General features: G+C 69.2%; 19 protein-coding genes. 6 read left to right on the top strand and 13 right to left on the bottom strand.

The annotated features are described in order from the left end of the window. Positions 1–53: 53 nt before the first annotated feature. A complete protein-coding gene (gltB, locus tag ABIA73_RS06225; protein WP_025876046.1) occupies positions 54–4,508 on the bottom strand; it encodes a glutamate synthase large subunit in 4,455 nt (1,484 codons plus the stop codon). 357 nt (positions 4,509–4,865) lie between these two features. Then, positions 4,866–5,255 carry an I78 family peptidase inhibitor gene (locus ABIA73_RS06220; RefSeq protein WP_025876043.1) on the bottom strand — a complete coding sequence of 130 codons (390 nt, stop codon included), beginning with the start codon at positions 5,253–5,255 and terminating at the stop codon, positions 4,866–4,868. Between the two features lie 116 nt (positions 5,256–5,371). Between ABIA73_RS06220 and ABIA73_RS06215 the strand changes: the two genes are divergently transcribed. Then, complete coding sequence (locus ABIA73_RS06215) at positions 5,372–6,433, top strand: DNA topoisomerase IB (protein ID WP_301866927.1); 1,062 nt, start codon at positions 5,372–5,374, stop codon at positions 6,431–6,433. Here the strand turns inward: ABIA73_RS06215 and ABIA73_RS06210 are convergent. Beyond that, positions 6,421–6,765 (bottom strand): putative periplasmic lipoprotein, encoded by a 345-nt coding sequence (locus tag ABIA73_RS06210; protein ID WP_025876040.1) that lies wholly within the window; start codon positions 6,763–6,765, stop codon positions 6,421–6,423. The genes ABIA73_RS06215 and ABIA73_RS06210 overlap by 13 nt on opposite strands. A 217-nt stretch (positions 6,766–6,982) precedes the next feature. Here ABIA73_RS06210 and ABIA73_RS06205 point away from each other — a divergent pair, with 217 nt between their 5' ends. Further along, positions 6,983–8,101 (top strand): SDR family oxidoreductase, encoded by a 1,119-nt coding sequence (locus ABIA73_RS06205; protein ID WP_354275547.1) that lies wholly within the window; start codon positions 6,983–6,985, stop codon positions 8,099–8,101. On the opposite strand, the gene ABIA73_RS06200 is transcribed toward ABIA73_RS06205, so the two are convergent. Further along, complete coding sequence (locus ABIA73_RS06200; RefSeq protein WP_354275546.1) at positions 8,098–9,177, bottom strand: serine hydrolase domain-containing protein; 1,080 nt, start codon at positions 9,175–9,177, stop codon at positions 8,098–8,100. The two genes, ABIA73_RS06205 and ABIA73_RS06200, sit on opposite strands and share 4 nt — an antisense overlap. A gap of 229 nt (positions 9,178–9,406) precedes the next feature. Here ABIA73_RS06200 and ABIA73_RS06195 point away from each other — a divergent pair, with 229 nt between their 5' ends. After that, positions 9,407–9,793, top strand: a complete 387-nt coding sequence (locus ABIA73_RS06195; RefSeq protein ID WP_025876036.1) for a BlaI/MecI/CopY family transcriptional regulator — start codon at positions 9,407–9,409, stop codon at positions 9,791–9,793. A 3-nt stretch (positions 9,794–9,796) separates the two neighbouring features. Next, on the top strand, positions 9,797–11,740 hold the full coding sequence (locus tag ABIA73_RS06190) for a M56 family metallopeptidase (RefSeq protein WP_059063112.1): 1,944 nt from the start codon (positions 9,797–9,799) through the stop codon (positions 11,738–11,740). Positions 11,741–11,825: 85 nt separating this feature from the next. Here ABIA73_RS06190 and ABIA73_RS06185 read toward each other — a convergent pair whose 3' ends face one another. The 4 genes from ABIA73_RS06185 to ABIA73_RS06170 all read right to left on the bottom strand — a co-directional run bounded on the left by ABIA73_RS06185 (position 11,826) and on the right by ABIA73_RS06170 (position 16,966). Next, complete coding sequence (locus ABIA73_RS06185; protein WP_025876032.1) at positions 11,826–12,149, bottom strand: I78 family peptidase inhibitor; 324 nt, start codon at positions 12,147–12,149, stop codon at positions 11,826–11,828. A gap of 89 nt (positions 12,150–12,238) precedes the next feature. Next, positions 12,239–13,258, bottom strand: a complete 1,020-nt coding sequence (locus ABIA73_RS06180) for a ribonuclease H-like domain-containing protein (RefSeq protein WP_313446371.1) — start codon at positions 13,256–13,258, stop codon at positions 12,239–12,241. Continuing rightward, positions 13,255–15,744 carry a DEAD/DEAH box helicase gene (locus tag ABIA73_RS06175; RefSeq protein WP_223483149.1) on the bottom strand — a complete coding sequence of 830 codons (2,490 nt, stop codon included), beginning with the start codon at positions 15,742–15,744 and terminating at the stop codon, positions 13,255–13,257. Before ABIA73_RS06175 ends, ABIA73_RS06180 begins: the two co-directional genes overlap by 4 nt. Positions 15,745–15,823: 79 nt before the next feature. Further along, positions 15,824–16,966, bottom strand: coding sequence for an intracellular growth attenuator family protein (locus ABIA73_RS06170; protein WP_263929394.1), 1,143 nt, complete (start codon positions 16,964–16,966; stop codon positions 15,824–15,826). A gap of 240 nt (positions 16,967–17,206) precedes the next feature. Between ABIA73_RS06170 and ABIA73_RS06165 the strand changes: the two genes are divergently transcribed. After that, a complete protein-coding gene (locus tag ABIA73_RS06165; RefSeq protein ID WP_354275545.1) occupies positions 17,207–17,731 on the top strand; it encodes a hypothetical protein in 525 nt (174 codons plus the stop codon). 37 nt (positions 17,732–17,768) lie between these two features. Further along, positions 17,769–18,434: a hypothetical protein gene (locus tag ABIA73_RS06160; RefSeq protein WP_032978392.1), complete on the top strand. Its 666-nt coding sequence runs from the start codon at positions 17,769–17,771 to the stop codon at positions 18,432–18,434. 96 nt (positions 18,435–18,530) lie between these two features. Here the strand turns inward: ABIA73_RS06160 and ABIA73_RS06155 are convergent, their stop codons facing one another. The 5 genes from ABIA73_RS06155 to ABIA73_RS06135 are packed head-to-tail and all read right to left on the bottom strand — an operon-like array spanning position 18,531 to position 25,500. Next, positions 18,531–20,336 carry a hypothetical protein gene (locus ABIA73_RS06155; protein ID WP_301866205.1) on the bottom strand — a complete coding sequence of 602 codons (1,806 nt, stop codon included), beginning with the start codon at positions 20,334–20,336 and terminating at the stop codon, positions 18,531–18,533. Continuing rightward, entirely contained in the window at positions 20,333–22,498 is a 2,166-nt protein-coding gene (locus ABIA73_RS06150; RefSeq protein ID WP_354275544.1) for a hypothetical protein, read from the bottom strand. Before ABIA73_RS06150 ends, ABIA73_RS06155 begins: the two co-directional genes overlap by 4 nt. After that, entirely contained in the window at positions 22,495–23,616 is a 1,122-nt protein-coding gene (locus ABIA73_RS06145; protein ID WP_025876020.1) for a BatA domain-containing protein, read from the bottom strand. Before ABIA73_RS06145 ends, ABIA73_RS06150 begins: the two co-directional genes overlap by 4 nt. After that, positions 23,613–24,509 (bottom strand): DUF58 domain-containing protein, encoded by an 897-nt coding sequence (locus tag ABIA73_RS06140; RefSeq protein ID WP_025876018.1) that lies wholly within the window; start codon positions 24,507–24,509, stop codon positions 23,613–23,615. Before ABIA73_RS06140 ends, ABIA73_RS06145 begins: the two co-directional genes overlap by 4 nt. 7 nt (positions 24,510–24,516) lie before the next feature. Beyond that, positions 24,517–25,500 (bottom strand): AAA family ATPase, encoded by a 984-nt coding sequence (locus tag ABIA73_RS06135; protein WP_025876016.1) that lies wholly within the window; start codon positions 25,498–25,500, stop codon positions 24,517–24,519. Between the last annotated feature and the right edge of the window lies 1 nt (position 25,501).

Here is a 25,501-nt window from a genome sequence, read left to right as displayed (position 1 = left end):
GTGGGGAAGCCGGTGCGCCCAGTGCATGCGGCGCATCCGTCACGTGCGGTGTGTCACGCCGCGCGGCGCAGGGTTTCGGTCAGCGACTCGATGCTGGCGGCCTTGGGTTTGACCAGCCAGAACTTGCCGATGTAATCACGGAACTCGTCCATGATCTGCTGCGCCCAGATGCTGCCGGTCAGTTCGCGATGACGGCCGATCAGGCGGTGCAGGTGCTGGCGGTAGTTCTCGAACCCTTCGGCGGAGACGCGATGGATGTCGATCAGCTCGTGGTTGTAGCGGTCGACGAAATCGCGGTCCACGTCCAGCACGTAGGCCAGGCCACCGGTGAAGCCGGCACCGAAGTTGAGGCCGACCTTGCCCAGCACCAGCACCACGCCGTCGGTCATGTACTCGCAGCAGTGATCGCCTGCGCCTTCCACTACCGCCAGTGCGCCGGAGTTGCGCACGGCGAATCGTTCACCGGCACGGCCAGCGGCGAACAGCTCGCCACCGGTTGCGCCATATAGGCAGGTGTTGCCGATGATGGCGGTGCTGCGTGCCTCGAAGCGTGCGCCACGCGGCGGACGCACCACCAGGCGGCCACCGGCCATGCCCTTGCCGACGTAGTCGTTGGCTTCACCCTCCACTTCCAGGTGCAGGCCGCCGACGTTGAAGGCGCCGAAGCTCTGCCCGGCGCTGCCGCGGAAGCGCAGTTCCAGCGGCGATTCGGCCATGCCCTGGTTGCCGTGCGCGCGCGCCACGGCGCCGGCCAGGCGGGTGCCGATGCTGCGGTCGGTGTTGTGGATCAGGAAGCGATGCTCGCCACCGCGCTTGTGTTCGATGGCCTCGGCCAGCAGGCCGTCCATCTGCGTGGCCAGGCTGTCCGGAGATTCATACAGGCGCTGTGCGGCGCAGTGGCTGCCCGGGTAACTGGCGTCGGCCAGCAGCCGCGACAGGTCCACGCGCACGTCCTCGCGCGGCGAGACCTCAAGCTGGCGCAGCAGGTCGGTGCGGCCGACGATTTCCTGCAGCGAACGTGCGCCCAGCACCGACAGCCAGCCGCGTACTTCCTCGGCCAGCAGGCGGAAGAAGTTCTCCACGCGCTCGGGCTGGCCGGTGAAGTGGTTCTCGCGCAGGCGCTCGTCCTGGGTGGCGACGCCGGTGGCGCAGTTGTTGAGGTGGCAGATGCGCAGGTACTTGCAGCCCAGCACGATCATCGGCGCGGTGCCGAAGCCGAAGCTGTCCGCACCCAGCAGCGCTGCCTTGACCACGTCCAGGCCGGTCTTCAGGCCGCCATCGGTCTGCAGCAGGGTGCGCCCACGCAGGTCGTTGGCCACCAGCGCCTGGTGCGCCTCGGCGATGCCCAGTTCCCACGGCACGCCGGCGTAGCGTATCGAGCTGACCGGGGAAGCACCGGTACCGCCGTCATGGCCGGAAATGGTGATCAGGTCAGCACCGGCCTTGACCACGCCCGCCGCGATCGTGCCGACGCCGGCATGGCTGACCAGCTTCACCGACACCAGCGCGGTCGGGTTGACCTGCTTGAGGTCGTAGATCAGCTGCGCCAGGTCTTCGATGGAGTAGATGTCGTGGTGCGGCGGCGGCGAGATCAGGCCGATGCCCGGCCTGGCATAGCGCAGGCGTGCGATCAGTTCATTGACCTTGTGCCCGGGCAGCTGGCCGCCTTCGCCGGGCTTGGCGCCCTGCGCAACCTTGATCTGCAGCACTTCAGCATTGACCAGGTATTCGGCGGTGACGCCGAAGCGGCCCGAGGCCACCTGCTTGATCTTGCTGCGCTTGTCGGTGCCATAGCGCGCCGGGTCTTCGCCACCTTCGCCGGAATTGCTGCGGCCGCCGAGGCGGTTCATCGCAATGGCCAGCGCTTCATGCGCCTCGGGAGAGAGCGCACCGAGGCTGATCGCGGCGGTATCGAAGCGCGGGAACAGATCGCTGGCCGGTGCCACTTCGTCCAGTGGTGTCGGCGTTGCCGCCGGCACCAGCTGCAGCAGATCGCGCAGCGCCGACGGCGGGCGCGCATGCACGGCATCGCAGTACTGCTGCCACGCACGCGGGTCACCGCTGCGCGCTGCGCGCTGCAGGGTGGTCACCACGTCCGGGTTGTACATGTGGTACTCGCCGCCGTGCACGTACTTCAGCAGGCCGCCGACATCCACGCCCTGCTGGGCGTCCCAGGCCTGCGCGCACAGTTCGCGCGCGTCGGCATCCAGGCGCGCGAAGCCGGCGCCACCGATGCGCGACGCGGTATCGGGGAAGCACAGATCCACGACCTCCGGCTCCAGGCCGATGATCTCGAACAGCTGCGCACCGCGGTAGCTGGCCACGGTACAGATGCCCATCTTCGAGATGATCTTGGACAGGCCCTTGTAGATGCCCTTGCGGTAGCGGCGGCCGATCTGCGACTGCTCACCGCCCTTGCTGAGCTTGAGGATGCCGCGTCGGCCGAGGTCGAACAGGGTCTGGTAGGCCAGGTACGGATACACCGCCGTGGCACCGAAGCCGAGCAGGCAGGCCATGTGGTGCGCGTCGCGCGCGGTGCCGGTCTCGACGATCAGGTTGACGTCGCAGCGCAGGCCCAGCCGTGACAGGTGGTGGTGGATGGCGCTGGTGGCCAGCAGCGCATGCACCATCGGCCGCCCGGCCACCGGGTAGCGGTCGGACAGCAGCAGCATCACCATGCCGTCGCGCGCAGCCTGTTCGGCCTCGACGCAGATGCGTTCGATGCCCGCACGCAGGCCTTCCTCTTCGCTGTAGGACAGGTCGAGCAGGCGGTTGGCCTGCACGTACTGGTCCATCTTCAGCAGCTGGCGGAGCTTGCGCTGGCTCAGCACCGGCGAGTTGAGGATGACGTGGTTCACCGTCTCCGGGCCGGCATGGAAGATGTTGGTCTCCTTGCCGAGCTGGGTGGACAGGGACATCGCGCAGTCTTCGCGCAGCGGGTCGATCGGCGGGTTGGTGACCTGCGCGAAGGCCTGGCGGAAGTAGTCGTACAGCGGACGGCTGCGCTGGCTGAGCACGGCCATCGGCGTGTCATCGCCCATCGAGCCGGTGGCTTCCTGCTCGGTCTCGGCCAGCGGCCGCAGCACCTGTTCCACTTCCTCGCTGCTGAGCTGGTACAGCTTGTGGTAGCTGCGCAGGGTGCTTTCGTCGAACGGCTCTTCCACCAGCGACGGGTCGATCAGTTCGGTCTGCAGGTAGGTGACGCCCTGCTGCAGCCACTGCTTGTACGGTGCACGGCCGCGGTTGATGCGGTCGATGGCCTCCGAATCGAGCAGGTCACCGCGCTTGAGGTCGATGGCGATCATCTCGCCCGGGCCGAGCTTGCCCTTGCGCACCACGCGCTCGGTCGGTACTTCCCACACGCCTGCTTCGGAGGCGACCAGGAAGTGACGATCCGCGGTCAGCATCCAGCGCGCCGGGCGCAGGCCGTTGCGGTCGAGAGTGCACACCGCGTAGCGGCTGTCGCAGGCGACGATGCCGGCCGGCCCGTCCCACGGTTCGCTGTTGAGGCCGTGGAACTCGTAGAACGCAGCCAGGTCCGGGTCCTTGAATTCCAACGACTGCGTTGCCGGCGGCACCAGGATGCGCAGGGCCTGGATCAGCTCCATGCCGGCGGACACCATCAGTTCCAGCATGTTGTCCAGGCTCTGCGAATCGGAGCCGTGCATGGAGATGACCGGGTCGAACTCGCCGATGTCGAAACGGGGCGTCTTCCACACCTTGCTGCGCGCCTGTGCCCAGCGCCGGTTGCCTTCGATGGTGTTGATCTCGCCGTTGTGGGCGAGCATCCGGAACGGGTGCGCCAGCGGCCAGCGCGGCAGCGTATTGGTGGAGAAGCGCTGGTGGAACACGATGGCGCTGGAGGCCAGTTCGCGCCGCTGCAGGTCCGGGAAGAAGCGGCTGAGCTTGTCCGGCAGCACCATGCCCTTGTAGCTGATGGCGTTGGGGCTGAGCGTGGTGACGTAGTAGTCGGCGTGCGCGCGCAGCTGCTGTTCGCTGCGGCGGCGGGCCAGGAACAGGGCCAGGCCGAAGCCGGCGTCATCCTGGCCGACGCCGGCATCGACGAACACCTGCTCGATGCGCGGCAGGGTGTCGCGTGCCAGTTGTCCGCAGACGCTGTCGTCGGTCGGTACCTCGCGCCAGCCGGCCACCTTGCAGCCCACCGCTTCGATCTGCTGCTGCAGCTGCGTGCGGCAGGCCTGCGCGGCATCGGCATCGTGCGGCAGGAACACCAGGCCCGCAGTGAAGCGCGCGCCGACGGCGATGCCGGCTTCACTGGCCAGCAGTTTCAGGAAGGCATCGGGGCGGCGCAGCAGCAGGCCACAGCCATCGCCGGTGAGCCCATCGGCGGCGACACCACCACGGTGGGTCATGCGCGAGAGCGCAGCGATGGCGGTATCCACCAGCAGGCGCGAAGGCTGGTCGTCGAGCTGGGCGACCATGCCAAATCCACAGGCATCGCGCTCGGAGCGCGGGTCGTAAAGCCCTTGGCGGTTGCGGGGGGCCATCTCTACCTCGATGCAGATTGAAATGAACGGGGACACTCCTGCCCGCTCTGTAGAGCACGCCCTGTACGTCATGGTGGAGTGTGCCGCGCATGGCGCGGCCCGTCGGGAAGCCGCTTGGCGCACGCCCATACGGCGTTGCTCACCTTGCGCAGGCACTCGCCTGCGCGGCGGCGCGCGCCTTGTCTGGCCGCACGCCAAGTGCCTTCACACTCACCCTGACGCACACGCCGTGCTCTTCCTGGAGCGCATCATGAGGCCACCGGATGCCTCGACTAGATCACAGGTTGCTGCAACGCCGCAATACACGGTTGCAGGCGCAACCAAAGCGCCGGCAAACGCTTGCCGGCGCGGGGTTCCTCAGCCGCAGCGGACGCCGCTTACCACGTCCTTTGCGTCCACTTCGATGTTCAGGCGGTCGCCCAGGAACTCCATCGTGGTGACGTCATTGGGGTGCAGCACGCGCAGCTGCTTGGCCGCGGCATCTTCCTGGGCCTGCTTGCCGAGCGCTTCGGTGTAGGGCTGGCCGACCAGGCTCTGCACCTGGCTGGCATCGCAGTTGCCGACCGGCGGTGCTTCGGTGGCCTTGCCGGCTTCGTCGGCCGGCGCCTTGGCGGCCTCGGCGGCCTGCTGTGCGTGGGCGGTGGCCGAATCCTGCTCATCCAGCGACGGCGCCTGGCAGGCGGTCAGGGCCAGCACGGCCGGCAGCAGCAGGGCGGAGAGGGAACGGGCGCGGATCGGGAACGACATCATGACTCCGGAATGGAAGGGACGGTGAAAGGCCGAGCATAGCGGCGAACCCGCCCTCACGTGTTTGTCTTGCGTTATTGACGTGGCCACGCCGCGCCGATCGGCAGACTGCAGGCATGCCAGCGACCCCCACACCCGAACGCCAGGCCGCGCGCGCCGCCGGCCTGCGCTACGTCGATGACACCCAGCCCGGTTTCAGCCGCGTCCGCGCCGGCAAGGGTTTTTCCTATCGCGATGCCGATGGTCATGCCGTGCGCGATGCCGCCACCCTGCAGCGCATCCGCGCGCTGGCCATTCCACCGGCCTATACCGCCGTGTGGATCTGTGCCCGCGCCGATGGCCACCTGCAGGCCACCGGCCGCGACGCGCGCGGGCGCAAGCAGTACCGCTACCACGCCGACTGGGCGGCCGTTCGCGACGCCGGCAAGTTCGACCGCACCATCGCCTTCGGCCAGGCGTTGCCAGCGCTGCGGCGGCGCCTGGGCCGCGACCTCAAGCGCAGCGGTTTTCCGCGCGAGAAGGTGCTGGCGGTCGTGGTCGCGCTGCTGGCTGACACGCTGGTGCGGGTGGGCAATGAAACCTACGCGCAGGAGAACAAGTCGTACGGCCTGACAACGTTGCGCAACCGTCACTTGGACCTGCTTCGGGGTGGCCGGGTGCGCATGCGCTTCCGGGGCAAGTCCGGGCAGTTGCAGGAGGTGGTGGTCGGTGACCGTCGGCTGGGCGCGCTGGTGCGCAGCGTGCAGCAGCTGCCGGGTCAGGCCCTGTTCCAGTACCGCGACGACGCGGGCGAGGTGCAGCCGGTGGATTCGGGCGCGGTCAACGACTACCTTCGCGACGTTATGGGCGAGGACTTCACCGCCAAGGACTTCCGCACCTGGGGCGGCACGATGGCGGCGGTGCAGGCCTTCGCCGCCACCGAGCTGCCCGAGCCGGCCAGCCAACGCGCGCTGGCCAAGGCGCAACGCGAGGTGGTGTGCCAGGTGGCTGCGCGCTTGGGCAATACGCCAGCGGTATGCCGCAAGGCCTACATCGATCCCTGCGTGTTCGCCGGTTGGGAACGCGGCGAACTGACCGCACTGGCGGGCCTGCGCGGCCCGCGGCAGTGGGAGCAGGCGACACTGAAGGTGCTGCGCCGGGCCCGGCGGCTCAGCCGCAAGGCAGGTCAGCCGCAGTAGATGGCGGTGATGTTGTTGGTGCGGCCGGTTTCGATGGTCAGGCGATCCCCACCTTCCGTGGCTGCGCCGGCGGCCGGATCGGCAGCGCCGCTGGCGGTGTTGCCGCTGCGCTCGCGACTGCCGCGGGTTACCTGCACGTGCAGGCTGTCGCTGTCCACGCGCGCACGTTCGATGGTCATGCCCGAAGCGGCCAGGCCGACTGCGCCGCGCACCTTGTCGGTGTGGCACTGGCCTGAAATCACCCCATCGATCGGCTGGACCTGGGCGACTGGGCTGCTGCTGCAGGCGGCGAGAGCGAAGCAGACGGCGGCGGTGGCAATGGCATGTTTCATGGGGGACGTTCCTCGTGTTGTGGCCTGCAGGGTGCGACGACACGCGTGGTGGCGGAATGAATGCCGTGCACGCGATGGACACAGTGCGCTCACTGCCGCCAACAGCCTGCGTGGAGACACTGCACGAGCGGCGCACGCCGCCCCCGGTACTGCGGCGCACGCGCCCCGGTAGTGCCGGCCGCTGGCCGGCAACCCCCATCCTCCCGAGGAGACCTGCATGGCCACCACCAAGAAGACCCCCGCCCGCCGCAAGGCATCGCCGAAGGTACGCAAAGGCACCCAGGCAGCGCCCGCCGCCGCCGAAGCCACCACGTCCGATCGCCCGCGCGTGGTGAAGACCGCCACCCGCAAGACCGCCGCTTCCGATCCACGCGCGGCGCGTGTCGCAGCGCGGCAGCGGCGCCTGCAGGACCAGGAAAAGGCGAAGGATGTACGCGTAGCGAAGAAGGCGGCAAAAAAGAAGACCGCCACCCAGGCCGGACCGCGCCATCAGCCGGAGAAGATGCCGGCGCAGCATCTGGCCAAGCCCGGCCACGAGCATGCACTGGAGCTGGCGCCGCGCTTCCTGGCCCCGGACTATGTTGGCAGCGGCAAGCTGCAAGGGATGCGAGCCATCGTCACCGGTGGTGATTCCGGCATCGGCCGGGCGGTGGCGGTACTGTTCGCCCGCGAAGGCGCCGACGTTGCCGTGCTGCATCTGGATGAAGCCAAGGACGCCGAGTTGACGCGTCAGCACGTGGAAAAAGAGGGCGGCCGCTGCGTGGTGATCGCCGGCGACGTGCGCGACCCGCGCTTCTGCAACAAGGCAGTCAAACAGGTGGCCAAGGCGTTTGGTGGCATCGACATCCTGGTCAACAACGCGGCGTTCCAGCTGCACTGCGAGCGCCTGGAAGACCTAGAAGACGCGCACCTGCAGGAAACCCTGCAGACCAACATCGGCGGCTACATCCAGATGGCACGCGCAGTGCTGCCACACTTGGGCGAGGGCGCCAGCATCATCAACACCGGCTCGGAAACCGGCCTGTTCGGCAGCAAGGCACTGATCGATTACTCGGCTACCAAGGGGGCGATCCATGCGTTCACCAAGGCGCTGGCCAGCCAGTTGCTGCCACGTGGCATCCGGGTCAACTGCGTGGCGCCGGGTCCGGTGTGGACGCCGTTGAACCCGGCCGACAAGCAGGCCAAGGACGTGGCCGAGTTCGGCAAGGACAGTGACATGGGGCGGCCGGCACAGCCCGAAGAGCTGTCGCCGGCCTATGTGTTCCTGGCCTCACCGGCCTGCGCCAGCTACATCAGCGGGGTGATCCTGCCGGTGATGGGCGGGCCGCGCGGTTAGCGCGCGGCGGCAACGCCCTTGGGCGCGGCAGTGTAGAAACCGGCGATGCGCGGTATGAACTGCTGCGGATTGGCGCCGACCAGATTGGTCAGCACGACAACGGCGAGCTCGCGCTCTGGGTAGACGATGAAGGCCGAGCGCGCGCCGCCCATGCCACCCACCTGCAGGTCGGGTGCGGTGTTGAACACCGGCCAGCCTGCGGCCCAGTCGCCGGCACTGCCATCATTGAGGCGTTCGGCCGACCACATCTGCTGCACCGCGCGCTGCTCCAGCAGGCGTCCCTCCTGCAATGCAACCAACCAGCGCGCGGTGTCATCGGCCGTGGTGAGGATGCCGCCGCCGGCCCACAGGCCGGGCGGCATGTCGTAGAACCAGTGCGACAGGCGCGGCGGCGCATCCTTTGCATCGGTGGCGCGTGGCAGGTAGCTGTACATCGTCGCCACATCCGGGATCAGGTCGTAGCTGTCGCCGAACGTGGTGCGTGCCATGCGCGCGGTGGAGAACTGGCCGGTGGCCAGGAAGCGTTCGTAGGGCATGCCGGATTGCCGCGCGATGATCCTCGCCAGCAGCAGGTAGTTGGTCTGGTTGTACTGGAAGCGCTCGCCGGCCCTGGCCTCTGCCGGCAGCGCGCGGACCGCCTGCCATGCATCCTGTTCCGAGCCCCCACCCAGCAATCCCTCTGCATCGAGGATGTCGGGCAGGCCGGAAGTGTGGGCGAGCAGCTGGCGCACCCGCACCGCCCGCCAGCTTTCGGGCAGGTCGTCGAGATAGCGCGCGATGGGCGCGACCAGATCCACCCGCCCGTCCTGTGCCAGCTGCGCCAGAGCGACGCCGGTGAAGGATTTGGTGGCCGAGTTGAGCGGGAACCGGCTGCTGCGGGTGGCGACCACGCCGTTCTCGACGTTGGCCAGCCCATAGGTTTCCGACAGCACCACCTGGCCATCCTTGACCACCGCGATCTGCAGGCCCGGGATGCGCTGTTCCTGCATGGTCTGGCGGATGAAACGACGGGTCTGGTCGTTGGCCTGGTCCTGGTTGGCAGAGACGGCGGCGAAGGGCAGCAGGCTGATGATCATGAGCAGGGTTCGTAGCGTCTGGCGAGGCATGCGGGTTCCCGGAGGACGGAAAGATCGGCGGCGATGACGGCTGCCGCAGGCGACAGGCCATGGGTCGGATGCGCGCCCGGCGTAAAAGGTTTAAGCCGGCTGCGCGCCCTACCGTTCGTCGGCCCATGACTTCCGGGGGGTTGACTACAGGTGTCGTCATGGCAACAGTAGCGACACGTGTAGTCAAGGGAGTGTTGTCATGCGTGGCAAGACCATCGGGGACCAGGAACTGGCCCTGCTGCAGTATGTGGATGAGCAGGCACCGGCCAGCGTCGGCGAGGTCGCCAGCGGCTATGGCGAACCGCGCGGACTGGCCCGGTCCACGGTGTTGACGATGATGGAGCGCCTGCGCGCCAAGGGTTACCTGCAGCGCAGGCAGCAGCAGGGTGTCTACCGTTACCAGCCCACCCGTGGCCCGGAGAGCGTGCTGCAGGGCGCCGTTGCCCAGTTCGTCGACAACACGCTGCAGGGCTCGGTGTCGCCATTCGTGGCGTACCTGTCGCAGCGGCAGAAGGTCAGCGACAACGAACTGGCCGAACTGGAAGCGCTGGTGGCCGAACTGCAATCGCGTCGCCAGGAGGACTGAGCCATGGATACCTCGATGTTGATTCCGATGCTGGAACGGCTGGGTTGGACCAGCCTGCAGACCGTGCTGCTGGTGGCGCTGGTGTACCTGCTGTGCCGCGCGCTGCCGGCACTGTCGGCGGCCACCCGTTGCCGGTTGTGGTGGCTGGTGTCGCTGCAGGCGGTGGTCGGTCTGTTGTGGAGCCAACCGCTGCAGCTGGCCTGGTTGCCCGCACCCGATGCGGTGGCCATGACGACCGTGGATCTTGCGGCGGACGCGATATATACGATGGCACCGGAGGCATCGGCGCACCTGCTGGCGAACACGCCGATGGGTGATGTCGGCAGCACCCCGGTGGCCTGGTGGGCGTTGGCCCTGGCCGCGCTGTGGATGTCCGGTGTACTGCTGATGGCGTTGCGGACCTTCGGCGAATGGCGCCGTTGCCGTGCGCTGCTGGCGGCGTCGTATCCGTGCGAGGACCAGGCGCTGGTGCAGGCGCTGCAGCTGGCCTCGGATGCGCACGGCCTGCGCCGCGCGCCGCGCCTGTGGATGAGCGACCAGGTGGACGCGCCGCAGCTGGTCGGGCCGTTCCGCCCGGTGCTGCTGCTGCCGGCGGGAATGAACGCGCTGCAGGGCGATGCGCTGGACCTGGCGCTGACCCACGAGCTGCAACACCTGCAGCGTCGTGACCTGCAGTGGGGGCTGCTGCCTGCCTTGGCCCAGCACCTGTTCTTCTTCCATCCGCTGCTGCGCCTGGCCGTGCGCGAATACGCCCAGGCCCGCGAGGAAGCCGTGGATGCGGCGGTGGTCGGCCAGCACGGTGCCAGCCGCCATGCCTATGGCCGGTTGCTGCTGCAGCTGGGTGTGGCGCCGCAGCCACACCTCGGCGTGGCCAGCGCAGCGCCCAGCACCACCAGCCTCAAGCGCCGCCTGCTGTCGCTGCAGTCGCACCGGGCGTGCCCACGCCTGCTGGCCGTCGGCTTGACGCTGGTCGTGTTGGCCGTGGGAGTGGCGCCGATGCGGCTGGTGGCCGCGCCTGTCCCGCCTGCACCGCCTGCACCGCCGCGCGCTGTGCCAGCGCCGCCGCCGCCGCCCGCAGCACCCCCGGCGCCGGCAGCGCCGCCTGCCGCAGCGGTACCGGCAGAGCCGGCCGACTGGGCCGAGCCGGCAGAACCGGCCGAGCCTGAGGAACCTGCCGACGTCAATGAAGACGAGGAGCAGGACGCAGGCACCCATGCGCACTCGCAGACCACCATCGTCACCCATGGCCAGCTGGATCTGGGTACGCCGCCACAGCAGGCCTTCGTCCTCGTCGATCACGGCCAGGCGTTCGCCAATGCCGGCATGGACGATGTGATGCAGGCGCGCAGCCGGCTTGGTGACGGCCCCGCCCTGTGGTTCCGCCAGGGCGACAAGCGCTACGTCGTGCGCGATCCGATGCTGATCCAGTCGTTGCAGCGTGCCTATGCCGGCGCCGTCGACCTGAGCCGCCAGCAGAGTGAACTGGGGCGCCAGCAGAGTGTGCTGGGTCGTCAGCAGGGCCAGCTCGGCCGCGAGCAGGGCGAGCTGGGCAGGCTGCAGGGCGAAGAGGCGCGTGAGATCGCCCTCGCCGCCGCACGGGCTGCACGCAGTGCGATCAACGATCGCGACATCAATCGCGAAGCGGCAGCCGAAGCGGCGCGGGCTACACGCGGCGCGGTGGATGATGCGGCGATTGCACGCAAGGCTGCGGCCGAAGCACAGCGCGCATCACAGGTTGCCCGCAACCAGGCGCTGCAGTCCGAGCGTAGCCGCGAGATGAGCCGACTCGCCAGCCAGCAGGCCGCGCTGGGAAGCCAGCAGGCGGCACTGGGCAGTCAACAGGCCGCGTTGGGTGAGCGCCAGGCACGGCTGCAGGCACAGGCAGCGAAGCAGGCAGAGCAGGTCATCGCGCGTGCGCTGGCCAGCGGCAAGGCCGAGCGGCTCTGACAGAGCGGAGCGCCGGGCCATGCCCGGCGCCCGCAGCGGCGCGTATGCGAATGGAATTCGCCGGGCAGGGCCCGGCGCTACCCCATCAACCGCAGCTGGCGCGTTCGATACGGTTCTGCGCGTCCACCTGCACGGTCACCCGGTCCTGGCGGAAGTCCATGGTCACCGCCATCCCCGGTTTGACCACGCGTGCGTTGCGCGCGCCACTGTCGGCCACCAGCTTCTTGATCGTCGCTTCGTCGGCGGTCTTGCCGGTGAATGCGTCCAGAGCCTCGGGGCGGCACTCCTGCGGACCATCGGACACCTTGGCTGGCAGGCTGCCGGCATCGGCGGAGGCGTTGCCACCGGCATGGCTGCAGGCGGCCAGCGGCAGGATGGCTGCAAGCAGCAACAGGGGGGATCGACGCATGGCAGTACTCCTGGGTGGTGTTCAGTAGCGGCAGTGTCGCCGAGCCCTGTGTCAGTGATGTCAACGCGGCCTGGATCCGCCCTCTCCGTTCATCCGCTTACCAGCGCCAGGGTTTCCCGTTCGCGCTGCTCTTCCCGCACCAACCGCTGCAGCAGCAGGGCCAGGGTCACCACATCCTGGTGGTTGTGGTCGGCCACCCGGCGCAGATTCACCGCATCACCGCCACGCAGGTAACGCAGCCATGCGGCGGGGGCTTCCGAGCCGGGCAGGTCATCTTCGCGCACCACGCGCAGCAGTTGCCGCTCGATGGTGGACAGCTTGCAGTTCTCCCACGTACCGCGGTAACGGCGGCGGGTGGGATACAGCAGGTCGACATGGTCCAGTGCGGTGATGGGATCGGCCTGGCGGGCCAGCCGATAGCGTGTCTTCAGCAGTGGGGCATCGTAGCTGCGGCCGTTGTAGCTGCAGAACACGGTATGCGGCTGCAGCCAGCTGGCGAAAGCGGCCAGCATCTCCTCCTCGGCAGCCATCGTCGACATCAGCAGCTGGCGGATGCGCAGGCCTTCGCCACGCTGCGGGCACACATGCCAGTCGGCGGCGCCGATCATGAAGGCGCGGGTGCCGGTGCCGCCGGCCAGGCCGGTGGTCTCGGTATCGAAGAACAGCAGGTCGCGCGCAGCCACGTGCTCACCCTCGCGCTTGGCGAAGGCCAGCGACAGCGGCATGGCGGGAATCGGCTGCGGCAGCAGTGACTCGATCAGGAACAGGCCGGGCGCAATCTCGTTGCCGGGCAGTTGGCGATCCTGCGCGCTGGCGCGTGCCGGCGCAGGGCCACCCCGCGAGCGCATGCCGAGCAGGCGATGCAGGCTGCCGACCTCGGGCCGTCGCAGTGCTGCTGGCGCAGGCGTGGTGGTGGCGGTGCCGGTCGGCTTGTGGCGGATCTCCTGTTCCACCCAGGCAAACACCGAACGCTCGGCCGGTGGCTGCCGCGCATCGTTGGCGGCCATCAGTGCCGGCGGCGTCTGCTGCGTCGGCGCGGCAGGCGTGGCTGCTTTCGGGTCACCCGCCTGCTTGCGAAGCAGCCGCAGCTTGTCCAGGCTCAGGCTCACGGGGCGATCAGCTCCATCGGGTCGCGTGTGCTCACCACCACATCGGCCACCTGCTGGCAGGCCTGCGCATCGAACAGGTCGAGCACGCGCAGCGCCAGCGCACGCGGCGAGGTTTCATCCTGTTCCTGCGCGGCCAGCACCGGGCCGACACAGGCCGGGCAACCCGCCTTGCAGTCGCAGCGCTGTACCAGTTCGCGCGCGCGCTGCACCAGCTCGGCCTGGCGCTGCCACAGCGGCTCGCTCAGGCCGACGCCACCGGGGAAATTGTCGTACAGGTATACGGTCGGCACGAATTCCTGCAGCAGTTCCACCGCGCCAGGCTCGCCATCGCTGCCCCGCAGCTGGCCGCGCCCGCTCTGGTCGGCAATCGCGATCCAGGTGCCATCGCCGTTGCCCACCGACTTCTGCAGGTCGCGCGCATCGGCCATCACCGCCACCGTGGCTACGATGTGCAGTGCATAGGCGGCGCCGAGGAACCCATCCAGCGCATCCTGCTTGCTGGCGAAGGCGCGCAGCAGCAGCGCCTGCGGCAGCTGCCACCACACCGCGGTGGTGTGCAGTTCCTGGTCGGGCAGGTTGACCGGGCCGTAGCCGATGTTCTCGTGGGTGTAGTACCGGATCTTCTTGTAACCGGCCACGCGGCGCACCACGTGCACTTCGCCATGGTGCGAATCACCACGGCCGGCCACGCCGCCATCGAAACGGTCCAGCACCTTGAGCCTGGTGAAGTCGATGCTGTCGGTGTAGTAGTCCACGTGGGTGCGGGTGACGTAGGCCTTGCGGCCCTCCCAGTCCAGCGTTTCCACCTGGTAGGGCGTGGACTGCACCATGTGGATGGCGCCTTCGTACAGGGTCAGCGCTGCAGCGGAGTAGTCCACTTCGGCGATGATCTGCTGGCGGCCATCGCTGCGGTCGACCACCACGAAGTTGCCATCGGCCACCGCGCGCAGGCTGACCGCGTTGGCCGGATAGCTGTCGGCGATCCACTCCCAGCGTTCGCCTTCGCGGTGGATGACCTCGGTTTCGGCCAGTGCTTCCAGGAACACTTCAGGATCGATCGGGCCGAAGCCATCGCCGACCCGGAACGGCAGTTCGAACGCCGCGCAGCGGATGTGATCGAACAGGATCAACGGCTGGTCGGGCGCGATGCGTGCGTGTTCCGGCGACGCCTCGGCGAAGAAGTCCGGATGGCGCACCACGTACTGGTCCAGCGGCTGCGAACTGGCCACCATCACTCCGAGTGCGGGCTGCTGGCGGCGTCCGGCGCGGCCGAAGCGCTGCCAGGTGGCAGCCACGCTGCCGGGGTAACCGTTGAGGATCACCACGTCCAGGCTGCCGATGTCCACGCCCAGTTCCAGCGCCGAGGTGCTGACGATGCCGTCGATGTTGCCGGCACGCATCGCACGCTCGGTCTCGCGGCGCTCGGTGGGCAGGTAGCCGCCGCGGTAGGCGCGGATACGCGGTGGCTTGCGCGGATCGTGATCGAAGATGTCCTTCAGGTACTTGGTCAGCACCTCCACCATCAGCCGGGTCTGCGCGAACACCAGCGTCTTCAGGCCGGATTTGATCGCGATGCGGGCGATGCGGTTGCTCTGCGAGCGCGCCGAGGCACGCAGGCCCAGATCGGGGTTGATCACCGGCGGATTCCACAGCAGCACCTGCTTCGGCCCGCTGGGTGCACCGGATTCGGTGATGGCGGTGACCGGTGCTTCGATCAGCGCCTCGGCATGCGCCTGCGGGTTGCCGATGGTGGCCGAGCACAGGATGAACTGCGGTTGCACCCCGTAGAACGCGCAGATGCGCTTGAGCCGGCGCAGCACGTTGGTGACATGGCTGCCGAACACGCCGCGATAGGTGTGTACTTCGTCGATGACGATGTAGCGCAGGTTCTCGAAGAACTGCGCCCACTTGGTGTGATGCGGCAGGATCGCCTGGTGCAGCATGTCCGGGTTGGAGACCACGATGTCGCCATGCAGGCGGATCGCCTGCCGCGCGTCGCCCGGGGTGTCGCCGTCGAAGGTGAAGGCCTTCACCCCGAGGTCGCCGGCGCGGTTGAGCTCCAGCAGTTCGGCCACCTGGTCCTGGGCCAGTGCCTTGGTGGGGAACAGGTACAGCGCCTTGGCCTTGTCCTGCATGGCAGCGCTGACCACCGGCAGGGTGTAGCACAGCGACTTGCCGCTGGCGGTGGGGGTAACGATGGCGACGTGGTCGCCACGCTGGCTGGCCTCCCAGGCCTCTGCCTGGTGGCTGTAGAGCTGTTCGATGCCACGTGCCTTCAGTGCTGCAGTCAGGGCCGGTGGCACGGAATCGGGAATCGGCGCGTAGCGGCCTTCGCGGCCGGGAATGGCGAAGCTGCCGGTGATGCGGTCCTGGTAGCGGCGCTGCAGGCGTGCACTGAGCAGTGCGCCATCGCGCGCGGGCAGGCCATCGCGGGTGGCGAGCTGCTGCTCCGCATCGGCGGTGCGCTTGGCGAGTTCGTAGGCCATGGGAAGTCGATTTTCAGGGGTTCACATGGCAACACAGATGGATCTCAGCATGTGAGACGCCGCGACGGGATGGCGTGAATCATTCAGTGCCGGGGGCCGGGCGCGCCTTGAGCGCGGCGCCAAGTGCGGCAGTGCGGCTGACGGACCGACGAACACACACGACGAGCATCAGCACGTGCCAGCCCGCCGCCAACAGCGCGAACAGCTGCCAATGGAGTACGCCCGGCCAGCCCAGGTCCGGCCGCTGCGGCAGGGGCAACCAGATGACGCCGAGCACTTGTAAAAGCAGCAGCAGGCCGAGCCAGGCCAGGTGCCAGAACCCCCCGCTGGCCGGGTAGCTCAGCCGGTCGCTGGCCAGGCACCATCCTGGTCCGGCGGCCAGCACCTTGCCATCACAGGCGCGTACATCCAGGCGCATCGAGCGACCCGTGGTGAATCCCTCGGCGTCCACCCACTCCCATGGAAGCTGCACGCGCAGGTCGTTGCCCAGCAGCCACGCCCGCGATGTCTGTCCGTTCCGCTGGTATGCGCGCAGGCGCCCCTGCACCTGCAGCACGCGCTGTGCCGTCGCAGGGCCACTGCGGCGCGGTCGACCCAGCCAGAACCCCAGGCCGGCAATGGCGAGCAGGGGCACTCCTGACAGGTAGCTGACATCACGCGGCAGGGGCAGGCAGAGCAGGCCGGACGCATCGGCAGCGGCCCATAGCGCCAGTACCGCGATCAACAGCGCGGACGGGCGCAATCCGGGTCCGCGTCGCATCGCGACTTCTTCCGGTGTCTCCAGACGCTCGCCCCGGATCCTGCTGGCGGCTGCAACCGGTCGCATTGCGGCCACATGGAATCCATTGAGACGCACCACAACGGCCCAGCGTTCGCCCAGCACCACTTCGGCGTCATTGTCCGCCGCAAGGTGTGGGCATGCCTGCCGCGGCAGCAGCACGGGAATGCCACCCAGCAGGCCGTCGGAGACCGGGTAGTGGCGGCTGACGGAGCCTCCGGTGAACTTTCCGCGCAGTACCTGCACCTGGTCGTCATGGACGCAGCCGGTCAGTGCGCGCACCGTTGCCAGTGCCGCGTGTTCATCGGCATCCAGCGTTCGCAGTGCGCTGCTCCGGCGCAGCGAGGCCAATCCGGTGCGGACGCGCGACGTCCATTCGGCAACGGCGGCAACGATCATCGCCAGCAGCAATGCGAGTACGACCAGCAGCGCAGCGCGGGACATCAGCGGCCGAACCGCTGCAGCGACATGGAGGTGGAGGGCGGTGCCATGGTCGACAGCGGAATTGGGAAATACCGCAGCTTGTCGGCCCAGCGTCCTGATGGGAATGACGATTGTTGCAAACTTCGGCGCGCCGGCCGGGTCCGGTGATGCGGGACACAGCCTGAACGCCCACGTGGTTGCCAACGAAATCTGAAGCCCGCATCCGTATCCTCGACACTTGGACGCAACAGGCAAGGGCGGATGGCTGTGGCAAAACGCGCAACGCAGGGAGCACTTCTGGCCGGCCTGCTGCTGGCCGGCATCGCGCAGGCGCAGCAGGCGCCCGTGGCAGTGCCCGATCCTGCCCCTGCAGCCCCTGCAGCCCCTGCAGACGCGCCGGCGGCAACCACGCCGGTTTCCAGCACCCTGCCGCAGGACACCGTGACCACGCTGGGCGAAGTGCGCGCGCTCAAACCCGAAGACGACCAGCCGCTGGACCTGTACCGCTTCAAGAACCCGATGCGCGCGGAGAACAACCGCTTCAGCCGCGACTGGAGTGAGCCGCCCTCGCCCGAGCAGGTCAGCATGGGCGGCGGTTACATCATGATGGGCGTGGTCAAGGGCGTGATGGCTGCGGCCAAGGGCCTGAACAAGATCACGGGTGGCCCGGACCAGATCCAGTCGGCCATCGCGCGGCCGCCACCGGAACTGAGCGCCGAGCAGCAACGGCGCGCGCTGCAGTTCTGCGCCCAGCAGGATGGTTGCGGCGCACCGCCGGAGAAGTAGGCGTTATCCTGCGGGCCTTCCCTTCGAGGCTGCCTGGATGCCGCTGCGTACCCTGTTCCTGCTTGCAACGCTGAGCCCGCTTGCCGCGTCCGCCAGCGACCTGACCGATGGCGGTTCGTGCCGTAATGGCGCGTTCCCTTCGGAACAATCGGGCTTTGCCCTGGCCAAGGTGGTGGGCACGCCGCGCCTGTTCCTGCTGGGCGACATGGACGGCTGCCCGGCCAAGGGCGAACCCGCCTGCCGCCAGCGCAGCTACGTGGTGAGTGGCGACACGGTGGTGACCGGGCGTGATCTTGGTCGCTACCGCTGCGCGTTCTTCCCGAACAAGGTGGGTGGCAGCGCAGGCTGGGTGGATCGCAGCAAGCTGCAGGCGTTGCCGGTACCCGCGCCGACGCTGCAGGCCTGGTCGGGAGACTGGAAGGACAGTGACAACGGCCTGCGCATCCGTGTGCGTGACGGCCGCCTGCACGTGGAAGGCGATGCCTACTGGCCCTCGGCCAACCCGACGCCGGCAGAACGCCCAGGCGGCCCGAACATCGGCGCGGTAAGCGCGCAGGCAGTACCGCGTGGTGCCCAGGTCGACTTCGTGGAGGACACCTGCACGGTGCACGCGCAGCTGCTGGGCGATGTGCTGATCGTGGCCGACAACAGCGAGTGCGGCGGCATGAACGTGCGCTTCAACGGTGTGTATCGGCGCAAGTAGATCCACGCCATGCGTGGATGGTGTTCGCGATCCAAACGGTGGGGTCAGGGCCCTTTCGTAGGCGAAAGGGATCCGACCCCGGGATCAACCCCGGGATCAGCGTCGGCGCTCAAGCCACCAGAGCAGCGATGCGCACAGCACGAACGCCAGCCACCACGGCCAGCGCGGCCCTGGTACACGCTGGCTCGCCTGCGCGGTTGCTGGCGCGGCAGTGGTCAGCCGCTGCGCGGTGGCATCAGTCATCGCCTGCCGGTGCAGGGCAGGGGCCTGCTTCGGATCGAACACGTAGCGCCACTGCGTGCGGTCGCCGTGCTGCAGGCGCTGCCAACCGGCCTGGCGCGGCCACCAGCCCGCGCATCGTGTTGTGCCGGTGGTGCTGTCGACGATCAGCGGCACGCCATCGCCGCGTCCGTCGAAGGCCCGCAGCGGTGCCTGCACGCCGCACAGTGACTGCCGTTCGCCGGCCCAGGCCAGTGCCTGTGTCGACCACGGTCCTTCGGTACCGGGCTGCGCGCGAGCGAGGGAGGCGAACACCGTGCTCCACAACTCACCGTGGCGATCCTCGCGACCGGCCAGTACCCAGCGCCAGCTGTCCGTGATCGGCAGCAGCCCGATGCGCCCCTTGCCGACGGCGCGCCACCCACCGATGGGCTTGCCGTCGCGATCCTGCAGCAGGGGGCGACTGTCGGCTGCCTGCAGCGCCAGGTACTCCAGCGCCGGCAGCGCCGCGGCGTGCGACGCGCGGTCGGCGTCTTCGCCATCAGCGGTGGGCAGAGTGCCGGCGGCAAGCGGCCCGCGACGTGCCTGCAGCATCGTTGCGTCACCCTCGCCGGGCATTGCCGCAACCTGGCTGCCGGCATCGCCCTGCACGGGCAGGCCGAGATCGCGCAGGCGTTGCCGTGCGCTGGCTGATGGCGCGCCGGTACTGCGCACCAGCAGGCCCAGGCCATCGCGCAGGGCCTGGCGCACGGCCGCCAGCTGAGCGGCACCGAGCGCGGCCAGGCTGCGTTCGTCGAGCAGCAGCAGATCGCTGCGCGCCAGCGTGGAGGCGTCCAACGCCACGTTGCCGTCGCCCAGGCTGAGGCCTGCGCCGGTCTCGGCCTGCACCTGTACGCGGATGCCGGCATCGGTGGCCCAGCGCCGCAGGTACTTCAGTTCGGCGCCGGGGGCAGCCGAGCGCACCAGCACGCGCAGCGGAGCGGCGGCCAGTGTCTGCTGCGGCACCGGCACGCTGTCGGCCACATGGCCCTGCGCATCCAGCAGGCGCAGCTGGAACACGCTGCGGGCCTCGGCGCGGGCGATGCCGCTGAGTTGCACATGGCCGTCCGCCGCCAGCGGTGCACGATCGACCACCGCACCGGCCGGGTCCAGCAGTTCGGCCTGCGCGCGGTCTACCCCACGTGCCTGTGCGTGCACATCGAAGCGCGCACCGGGAGCGGTGTCCACGGGCGGCTGCAGGGCGATCCAGCCGTTGGCTGCAGGGGGTGCCTGCCAGCGCGTGTCGGCGGGCAGTGCGGCATCGCGGTCACGCGCGGCCAGGCCGGCACCGATCAGTGTCACCGTGGAGGTCGGATAGCGGCGCAGTGCGGTGGCCAGGTCCGGCACGCGCGCTGCACCGGCCATATCGGTTGCTTCCGGCAGCAGCACCCGGGTGCCGCCGGTGGGCAGTGCACCGGTCTTGTCGGCCCCGGCGCCGATCACCACCAGGCCGGCCAGGGAAGCGCGCTGTGAGGGCGGCAGCAGGCAGACGTACAGCAGCGCAGCGGCGGCCGCCTGCAGCGTGAGCACGGCGATAAGACGGCCGCGCCCTCGCGTGGGCGAACGCAGTTGGCGTGCACTGGCCACGAGCACGATCAGCGCCAGCGCCACTGCGACCCACACGTTCAATGCCGATGTGCTCATGGCTGTGCCTGCAGCGCGTCGAGGTAGCGCTGGCCCATGGCATCTGCCGCACGGCGTCGCATCACCTGCGGCAGTGGCCGCTGCAGTGCGCGCCACAGCTGCGCGCGCAGGCGCTGCCGGCACTCGGTGCAGCCGGCGTCGATGCGTAGTTGTTCGATGGCGGCAGCCAGGTCCAGTGCATCGGGCAGGAAGGCGTTGTTGCGCTGCTGCCAGGCGGCCAGCATGTCCAGATCGGGCGTGCCGTCCTCGTCGCCCAATCGCTGCCAGGCCTCGACGACGGCCGGATCGGGCGGCGTGCGCGCGGCCAGCGGCAGGTTGCGGCTGGCCAGCCCGGCACGGTCGCCGCTCAGGCGCCGGCTCTCGTCGATCGGCGGCAGCTCCGGGCCGACGCGCGCCAGATAGATGCGCTCGGCCTGCTGCACCTGCTTGATGAACGCCAGCGCTTTGTAGGCAAACGGCAGGGCCTGCTCGGGGCGGCCCTGGCGCAGCTCGCCTTCGGCCGACCACATCTGGTCCAGCGCGGCCTTCAAGGTGGCGCGTGTCTGCGGGTCAAGCAGCGTCGCCGCCTCGGCGTGGTCGTGGGTATGCCCGTACTCGGACAGCACGTCGGTGGCGCTGCCGAACACCGGTGGCGTGTCATTGCCGCTGGCTGCGCCACCGTGGTCGTGGCCGTGCTCGTCGTGTGCGCCGGCCTCGGCGCCGTGACCGTGCTCATGATCGTCATCGTGTGCGTCTGCCGCCGGCGTATCGCTGGTGGGCAGGTCGCTGGTCGGCGGTGGCTTCGGCGCGCCCTCGCTTTCTTCGCCCAGGAACTGGCCGTAGCGCAGGCGCAGGATGCGCTGGTCGACGCCGATCGCATCGCTGCGCTTGACGAAGGTATCGGCGGCTACGCTCCGGCGTTCGCGGATCAACGCCTCGGCGTCGATGATGATCTGCCGCTGGCTGCGGAAGTACGCGGGCAGGGTCTTCTTGATGCGGCCTTCCAGTTCGGCACCGAGCACGGCCTCGGCGCTGGGCAGGCGCAGGATCACGCTGCTGCTGCGACCGACCTGTGCTGCCGGCGCGTGGTTGTCGCGCACTTCCAGTTGGGCGATCACATCGTTGCCGGGCTGTGCGCCCAGCGCGGCCAGATCAAGGGTATGGGCAAAGCGCCGTGCCTTCGCCTCGCCGCTGCCGCTGAGCGGCACGCTGCGGCGTACGAAGGTGATGTTCTCGCCGCTGCCCTGGGTGATGGTGATCGACAGCGTCGCCCGCGCGGAGACGCCATGATCGTCGCTGGCCTCGAAGCGCAGCGTCCACTGCCGTTGCCCGGGGGTGCCCAGCACCAGGCTGGTGGCAGGCTCGATCACGCGCACCGTCGGCGCACGGTCGGCGACCACGTCGAGCCGATGCAGGCGGGTTTCGGCCAGCGCCGGTTGGCTGATCACGCGATACAGCACCGGGGTACGCGCTACGTCCTGCGCCTGCCATTCACCATTGCGCTCGCGCAACGGAAGGCGTCGACCGTCGTGGAACTGCAGCCAGGCGCTGCTGGGTGCACGGTCGAAGCGCAGTGACCAGGACAGGCGACTGTCGGCGGCGACCTTGGCGTCGAGTGCGTTCTGCGTACGCGTGGGTTGGCCGGTGTAGGCCGGTGCGTCGATGCGCAGTCGAGTGGACTGCAGGCGCAATGGACCGGCCTTGGTGCTGCTTTGCGGCGAGGCAGGCGCCGTGGGGCGCGGTGCGCCGCTGTGCGGCCAGCCCAGTGCCAGCACGGCGACGACGATGCCGCCGATCCAGCACAGCGCCACTGCCCTGCGTGGCCAGCGTGGTCGCAGCTCGGGGAGGTTGTGTTCAAGTGCAGCCAGCACGTGGGTGCGCTGGCGCTGTTGCAATGGGTTGAGCGCAGCGCCATCGGCAAACAGCAGATCGGCGCTGTCTTCGCTGGCGCCACTGGCATCGAGCCTGCGCTGCAACCAGCGTCGGTCCAGCTGCCGGGCGCGCATCGTCGCTGCGGCCACAATGATCAGCAGGGCCACGGTCGCCACGACGCAGGCGATATCGAATCCGGACACGCGCAGCGCGAGTGCCGCTGACGCCAGCGCCCACGGCAGGCCCAGCAGCAGGGTGATCGCCGCGCGGCGCCGACGTGCGCGCTGCCATGCCTGTTGCAGCCTCTTCATGGTGCAGCCCTGCGTCGCGCGCTGCTCGCCATCCAGCGCTCAAGCGCGAACAGCAGCACGATCACCAGCAGCAGCCAGGCGGTGGGTTCGCGCAGGGGCGGCGTTGCGGCGGGCAGGGCCGCCTGGCGTGGTGTCTGGTCCTGCGCATCACCCAGCTGCGGCGTTGATGGCGGTTGCAGGGCCTGCAGCAGGTCGCGCGGCAGGCCGTCATCGCGCAGTGCACTGTTGCGGGCCACGTTCCATTCGCCGGGCAGATGCAGCAGGCGGCCCTGGCCGATGCGCTGCTGCCACAGCAGCGGTGCATTGTCTGCATCGCGCAGCAGTACGGGTGCACCCGCTGGCGGCTTCGCAGCGGTCAGCAGCGTGCCGCCCTGCTGCAGCCAGCGCTGCCAGGTGCCAGGCAGCGCATCGTTGGCGGTCCAGACGCCGATCTCGCCGCGGGCAGGCAACGCGTCGTCGGCCAAGGGGGCCGCCAATGGTTGCGTGCTCCACGCGCGCTGCAACGCGCCCAGCCATTGCAGCGCAGCGGCCGGTGCATCGCTGCGCGTACGCAGGCGTGGTGCCTGGGAAGTGTGTGGCGGCGCGGTGACGGCCAGCGCGTGTGGCTGCCACTGCACCTCGCGCGACAGCTGCAGGCGGGCACCATCAAGGCCGGGCAAGGGATCGGGTACGTGTACGGTCAGCGCGGTGCCGGCCGGCAACTGCGCGTCCAGCTCGCGCAGCAGGCTGGGCAGGGCAGCAGCGTCTGCCGGCGCGGGCTGGTCGATGGTGGGGAAGCCCGGCGCCAGCCAATGCCAGTTGCGCGCATCGGTGCTGCCGCGCAGCGCGGTCGCGTCCAGGCCCGGTGCCACCACCGTCCACGCTGCTGGCACGGGCGCAGGACCGGTCAGCGCCGGGCGCGCCAGCAGCAGGGCCAGTGCGGCCAGCAACAGCAAGCGCACCAGCAACAGCGGCCAATCATCGAAGCGGATGCGCTGCCGCGGTCGCACCTGGGCGCGCAGCCAGCGCAGCGCAGCGAAATCCAGCGGCGTGTAGGGATGACGGCGGGCGAGGTGGATAAGCAATGGCAGCAGCCATGCGGCCAGCGCCGCCAGGCCCAGCGGGAACAGCAGGCTCATGCGCCGCCCCTGCGGCCGAACAGCGCCTGCAGCGGCTGGTCCAGCGGCTGATCCAGCCAACCGGTCGCGCAGGCGATGCCACTGGCCTGCAGGCGCGACTGCAGCGCGGCGCGCGCCTGGGTGAAGCGCTGCAGGTAGTCGGCGCGGATCGCGGCGCCATCGCCGAGAAGTTCATCGCCCGTTTCCGGATCGCGGAAACGATGGCCTGCGTCGAAGGGGAAATCGCGCTCGTCGGCCGTCAGTACCTGCAGCAGCATCACCTCGCGGCGGGCGCTGGCCAGCTGCTCCAGCAGCACGATGCCCGCGTCGTCGAAACCATCGCCGATGGCCAGCAGCAGATCGCCGGGGCGCACGCGCTCCCACAGCGGTCGCAGCCGCTCTGCGGCCGGCCATGCGCCGCGCGCCTGCAGGGCATGCAGCTGCAGATGCACGCGGTCGCGCTGGCGCGCGCCATGCGCGGCCGGCACCAGCTGCAGGCCTTCGCCGTTGATCGCCAGCAGGCCGAAGCGATCACCCTGCTGCAGCGCCAGCTCGACCACGCAGGCAGCCAGCTGCCGCATGTGATCCAGGCGGCTGCGTCCGGGCGCTGTATGGTCGGACTGGCCCGCCGAGGCCGTGGCATCGAGCAGCAGCCAGACGGTGATCGGGCTTTCGCGCTCGGATTCGCGCACGAAGAAGCGGTCCGAGCGCGCATACAGCTTCCAGTCGATCTGGCGCAGTTCGTCACCGGGCTCGTACGCGCGGTACTGGGCGAATTCCAGGCCGGCGCCGCGGCTGCGGCTGGCATGCTGGCCGATGCCGCTCGCACCGCTGGCCAGGCGTGGCCGCAGGCGCAGCGCACGCAGGCGCGCACGCAGGTCGGGTGGCAGCAGCAGCGGCGTGCCTGCGGTCACCAGTGGATCAACCCGGGAAGGGAACGGCCTGCAGCAGTGCGGCGACCACATCGTCGGCCCGCTTCTGCTCGGCTTCGGCGGCAAAGGACAGCAGCAGGCGATGGCGCATCACCGGTGCCGCCAGCGCCTGCACATCCTCGCGGGTGGCGGCGAAGCGTCCCTGCAGCAGGGCGCGCGCCTTGGCGGCCAGCACCAGCGACTGCCCGGCACGCGGACCCGCGCCCCACTTCACCCACTGGTTGATCGCCGCCGGTGCGCCATCGCCGGGGCGGCTGGCGCGGACCAGGCGGGTGATCCAGGCCAGTACGTCGGGGCTGACATGCACCTGGCGCACCGCCGCCTGCAGCGCGATCACCGCTTCGGCATCCATCACCTTCGGCACGCTTTCCGTGGCACCGCCGGTGGTCTGTTCAAGGATCTGCCGCTCTTCTTCCTCGCTGGGGTAATCGACCAGCACATGCAGCAGGAAGCGGTCCAGCTGTGCTTCGGGCAAGGGGTAGGTACCGGCCTGTTCGATCGGATTCTGCGTGGCCAGCACGAAGAACGGCGCCGGCAATGTGTAGGTCGTGCCGGCGTAGCTGACCGTACGCTCCTGCATCGCTTCCAGCAGCGCCGCCTGGGTCTTGGGCGGGGTGCGGTTGAGCTCGTCGGCCAGCAGCAGGTTGGTGAAGATCGGGCCCTGCTGGAAGCGGAAATGGCGATGACCGGTGCCGTGGTCCTCTTCCAGCAGTTCGGTGCCCAGGATGTCGCTGGGCATCAGGTCCGGGGTGAACTGCACGCGCCGGAACTGCAGTTCCAGTGCCTGCCCCAGCGAGCGCACCAGCAGGGTCTTGCCCAGCCCCGGGGCGCCTTCCAGCAGGCAGTGGCCACCGGCCAGCAGGCCGATCAGCAGCTGCTCGACCACGGTGTGCTGGCCGACCACGGCGTGGGCCAGGGCGCTGCGCAGCGCGTGCAGGCGCGGCAGCAGGGAATCGAGGTCGGGGGAGGTCATG

Source organism: Stenotrophomonas sp. 2694, assembly GCF_040548715.1.
Lineage (GTDB): Bacteria > Pseudomonadota > Gammaproteobacteria > Xanthomonadales > Xanthomonadaceae > Stenotrophomonas > Stenotrophomonas indicatrix.
This window is presented reverse-complemented; position numbering and strand designations above follow the sequence as displayed.

Coding starts and splice junctions, on each gene's coding strand:
- ABIA73_RS06195 (WP_025876036.1), top strand. CDS start 9,407: ATGCGTGGCAAGACCATCGGGGACCAGGAACTGGCCCTGCTGCAGTAT.
- gltB (WP_025876046.1), bottom strand. CDS start 4,508: ATGGCCCCCCGCAACCGCCAAGGGCTTTACGACCCGCGCTCCGAGCGC.
- ABIA73_RS06165 (WP_354275545.1), top strand. CDS start 17,207: ATGGCTGTGGCAAAACGCGCAACGCAGGGAGCACTTCTGGCCGGCCTG.
- ABIA73_RS06205 (WP_354275547.1), top strand. CDS start 6,983: ATGGCCACCACCAAGAAGACCCCCGCCCGCCGCAAGGCATCGCCGAAG.
- ABIA73_RS06175 (WP_223483149.1), bottom strand. CDS start 15,744: ATGGCCTACGAACTCGCCAAGCGCACCGCCGATGCGGAGCAGCAGCTC.
- ABIA73_RS06210 (WP_025876040.1), bottom strand. CDS start 6,765: ATGAAACATGCCATTGCCACCGCCGCCGTCTGCTTCGCTCTCGCCGCC.
- ABIA73_RS06215 (WP_301866927.1), top strand. CDS start 5,372: ATGCCAGCGACCCCCACACCCGAACGCCAGGCCGCGCGCGCCGCCGGC.
- ABIA73_RS06145 (WP_025876020.1), bottom strand. CDS start 23,616: ATGAGCCTGCTGTTCCCGCTGGGCCTGGCGGCGCTGGCCGCATGGCTG.
- ABIA73_RS06160 (WP_032978392.1), top strand. CDS start 17,769: ATGCCGCTGCGTACCCTGTTCCTGCTTGCAACGCTGAGCCCGCTTGCC.
- ABIA73_RS06150 (WP_354275544.1), bottom strand. CDS start 22,498: ATGAAGAGGCTGCAACAGGCATGGCAGCGCGCACGTCGGCGCCGCGCG.
- ABIA73_RS06170 (WP_263929394.1), bottom strand. CDS start 16,966: ATGTCCCGCGCTGCGCTGCTGGTCGTACTCGCATTGCTGCTGGCGATG.
- ABIA73_RS06190 (WP_059063112.1), top strand. CDS start 9,797: ATGGATACCTCGATGTTGATTCCGATGCTGGAACGGCTGGGTTGGACC.
- ABIA73_RS06200 (WP_354275546.1), bottom strand. CDS start 9,177: ATGATCATCAGCCTGCTGCCCTTCGCCGCCGTCTCTGCCAACCAGGAC.
- ABIA73_RS06185 (WP_025876032.1), bottom strand. CDS start 12,149: ATGCGTCGATCCCCCCTGTTGCTGCTTGCAGCCATCCTGCCGCTGGCC.
- ABIA73_RS06220 (WP_025876043.1), bottom strand. CDS start 5,255: ATGTCGTTCCCGATCCGCGCCCGTTCCCTCTCCGCCCTGCTGCTGCCG.
- ABIA73_RS06155 (WP_301866205.1), bottom strand. CDS start 20,336: ATGAGCACATCGGCATTGAACGTGTGGGTCGCAGTGGCGCTGGCGCTG.
- ABIA73_RS06135 (WP_025876016.1), bottom strand. CDS start 25,500: ATGACCTCCCCCGACCTCGATTCCCTGCTGCCGCGCCTGCACGCGCTG.